Origin of the sequence: Streptococcus sp. HMSC063B03, from assembly GCF_001836965.1 — a bacterium.
GTDB lineage: Bacteria > Bacillota > Bacilli > Lactobacillales > Streptococcaceae > Streptococcus > Streptococcus pneumoniae_F.
In genome coordinates, this window is the sequence record NZ_KV831021.1 from 1 (window position 1) to 3,391 (window position 3,391).

Genomic DNA, 3,391 nt, shown 5'->3' on the forward strand with positions numbered 1-3,391 from the left:
CTTCTTCGCCAGCTTTTTCAGGATCTAGCCAAGTATGAGGATCATAGAGCGTTTTTTCATCAACTCCCTCACCTGCTTCCACATCTTCTAGCCCTGGGACGCGGTCTAAGGTCATTCCTTCAGAAGCCTCTAAAACCTTAACTTTGGATTTTTTAAGATTGGGATCTAAACTTCCTGCCCAAGATTCGAGCGTATGAGAATGGTAGACAAATACATCTGCATCATAGATGGCTGCGATATCATTTGCTGAAGGTTCAAAGGAGTGAATTCCGCTACTTGACTGAATCATTCGAACATCATTCAAGTCACCAGATACTTCCTTGACCATGGCATAGATAGGGTAAAAACTGGTCACAATTTTCATCCCTTTACCTGACTGGCTTTCCTTTTGACCACAAGCAGCTAATACCAGAGCCAATACACTGGTCATCAAAACTAAAATCGTCCTCTTTTTCACTATAACTCCTTAACTAGTGTTTAACCATTTAATTAACTAGTAAATAGTTTATCTTTATTTAGAAAATATGTCAAGAATTTTTACACAATTTCATAAAAAAGAGAACAGAATCCATATTCTGCTCCCTTTTTATCTTCTATAATAGTTGTATAGTTACTTACTCTCCTTTAACAAGACTAATAGCTTTTCAGCTTCTGCCATAATAGTATTGTTGTCCTGAGAACCAAATAACAGATTATTTTTTAATCCTGTAAGAGTTTCGTTGGCATTGGACTTAAGAATTGGATCCTTAATCTTTTTAAGTAACTCTTCCGCCTCTCTCAGTTTTTCTTCAACCTTTTCAGTTTCAACCTGATGTTCCTCTGGTTCCGATGGTGATTCTTCTTCTGATTCCTCTGGTTCTTTTGGTTTTGGAGATTGTGCTTTCTCATTTTTCGGTTTTTCTTCGCGAGGTTTTTCCTCCTCAATTTTTTCTGTCTGAGTTTTCTCCTCTGTTGGTTTCTCTGTTTGATTGTTAGTAGCTTGACTATTGTGGTTTCTTTGAACATGGTCGCTCGCATTGCCCCAACCACTATCTGAATGCGGACGTTCGTTTGGATGTTCGACATAATACTTCACAGTTTCAAATAGCTCTTCTAAAGTATACCCCTTAGGTGCCTCATAAAGTCCTTCGTCAAACCACTCAAATTTGATGTTATGGTAATGGTCATAATGAGGTATAATCAAACTTCCATTTTTAACTTCCACAGTATGTTGGAGATTGTAAGGCATACGGTCAAGTGGTACCTTCTTAGCTGCTTTTACTCTATTGTAAATCGCTTCTGCTCCCTTAGCCTCAGTATTTCCTGAACTTTGATGATTTGTTGAAGGAGGCGTCAAACCTTTCTCTTTAGCATAAGCTTGACCTGCTGCTCTTTCAGCTTCAGACAAACTTTCTTTCTTAATCCAATGACTGTGGCTCATATGCGGAGTTACATAGGCATCCCCCTCATCACTGGTGATATCACGAGGATCAAAGATATAGCCATCTTCTGTTGTATACTTGCCTGCCAACTTGGCTACTTGAATCTCATCATCTGTGTAAGCTATTTGTGCATTTGGTTTTCCTAAACGTTCTGGATGACGAATCGGCGCTAGAAAAGCAAGGATATCATCAACTAACTTGACTTTATCACTTGACTCATCGTTGAGACGTTCCAATAGTCTATCCAAAGCGTCAAAATCAGCTTGGCGCCCTTTATTGGAAACCAAATCTTGATGAACTGTTGCTAGTAAATCATAAACTTTGTTGTAAAATTTTTGATCACCAGATGCAAGATTGGTTTTCTTAGCTCCTAACTCATGAGACAAACTTTCTTGTTTGGCAAGTTTATTATCAATGGCTGCAACAGTTTCTGCTGAAAGTTCCTTGGCAGAAATATAACGCGAAATTCCATTCTCTTCGAAGACATAACCATCAACCACCTTTCGAATCACCTGTTTTACCAATTTTCCATCAATTGGATTGCTTGGAGTTGGTTGAGGATTTGGTACAGGTTGTGGACTTGGTATTGGGGTAGGCTCTGGAGCAGGGATTGGAGTCGGAGTTGGATTTGGAAGGCTTGGAGTCGGAATTGGTTTTAATTCTTTGCCACCTGCAGTAGTATGATTTCCTTGATAATTTTCAGAAATCATTCTTGCAATCTTCTGCTCTAAATCAGACATTTGAGAATAAGGAATAAAGTGATAATGATCTCCGTGTGGCACTGCAACACCATTCGCAGTTTTTCTTGTAATCTGAGCTGGATCAAAGACAAGTCCATCTGATTCCACATGTCGTTGGCTAAGAGGCAAGGCATAAAGCTGTTTCAAGAGACTGGATACGTCTTCACTTGGACTTGCTTGATAACTATTATCCACTTGTGGGCTAACACTTGGAGCCCATCTTCTAGCATTTGTCTCAACATTGCTTTGATTCGTTTGTCCATATGAACTACTATTCGATGTCTCTGATGCGCTACTGCTAGAAGAATTTGTTGAAGGACGATACCCAACTGAGCTTGTTTGACTACCTTTACCAGATAAGAAGGCTCGAGCTGCAGCTAATTCACTGGCAGACAAGTCACTCTTAGGAATATAGTGGAAATGATTGCCATGAGGAACGATATAGGCATCGCCTGTATCTTCTATAATATCAGACGCATTAAAGATATAACCATCATCCGTTGTATAGCGGCCTTGAGCTCTAGCAGCGACAACCGCATTATCGTTAGAACCTCCTCCGTGATTACTACTGTGTTCTTGCTTCTGACGAGTGATTTCTTCTTTTGAGCGAACATTATCAGCATGTGCTGCATCCTTTAGATAGACATAATACTTACCATCTACCTTAATCACATAGCCACCCTTGATTTCATTGAAAATGTCTGAATCCTTCAACTGATAATTTGGATCTTTCATCAGAAGTTCTTCACTGATGATAGCATCATAAGGAACCTTGCCATTATAGTAGTGATAATGGTCTCCATGAGAAGTCACATAACCTTGGTCCGTAATCTTGATAACAATTTGCTCAGCATTTATACCTTCTTTTTTACTGACTTCATCAGGTGTCAAAGTCTCTGCCTTTTGGCTTGGTTGGTTACCATCAATGTATGAAACACGATTATTTTCTTTTACAGTTTGGGCTTGATGCAAACCTAGTTCATAAGCACAGACACTTAAAACAAGTGCAGCTGCTGACCCAGCTAGATATTTTTTATTGATTTTCATAATCTCCTCATTTCAATTCTTCTACTAAAATACTCATATTGTCTTCTAGGTTTTCTAGATAAGTCTTATCGTTTTGTGGGTCTGCTTCTAAAGGATTCAGAGTTTTAAGACCCACACCTGTTGATTTAACAAGAGTTTCAGCTACTTTCGAAGAAGCATTACTTTCTGTAAAAATTGTTTTAA

The 3,391-nt window shown here is 38.9% G+C and carries 3 protein-coding genes; all 3 read right to left on the reverse strand.

Features of this window, described 5'->3' with window-relative positions:
* A partial coding sequence (locus HMPREF2628_RS03575) for a metal ABC transporter solute-binding protein, Zn/Mn family (protein WP_373879012.1) occupies positions 1-430 on the reverse strand: 430 nt, incomplete at its 3' end.
* 180 nt (positions 431-610) lie between these two features.
* Positions 611-3,208 carry a pneumococcal-type histidine triad protein gene (locus HMPREF2628_RS03580; RefSeq protein ID WP_070842362.1) on the reverse strand — a complete coding sequence of 866 codons (2,598 nt, stop codon included), beginning with the start codon at positions 3,206-3,208 and terminating at the stop codon, positions 611-613.
* A gap of 7 nt (positions 3,209-3,215) precedes the next feature.
* On the reverse strand, positions 3,216-3,391 hold a 176-nt coding region (locus HMPREF2628_RS03585; RefSeq protein WP_180364270.1), incomplete at its 5' end, for a metal ABC transporter solute-binding protein, Zn/Mn family.

Excerpts from the sequence above, each read along its gene's own strand:
- HMPREF2628_RS03580 (WP_070842362.1), bottom strand. The coding sequence starts at position 3,208 with ATGAAAATCAATAAAAAATATCTAGCTGGGTCAGCAGCTGCACTTGTT.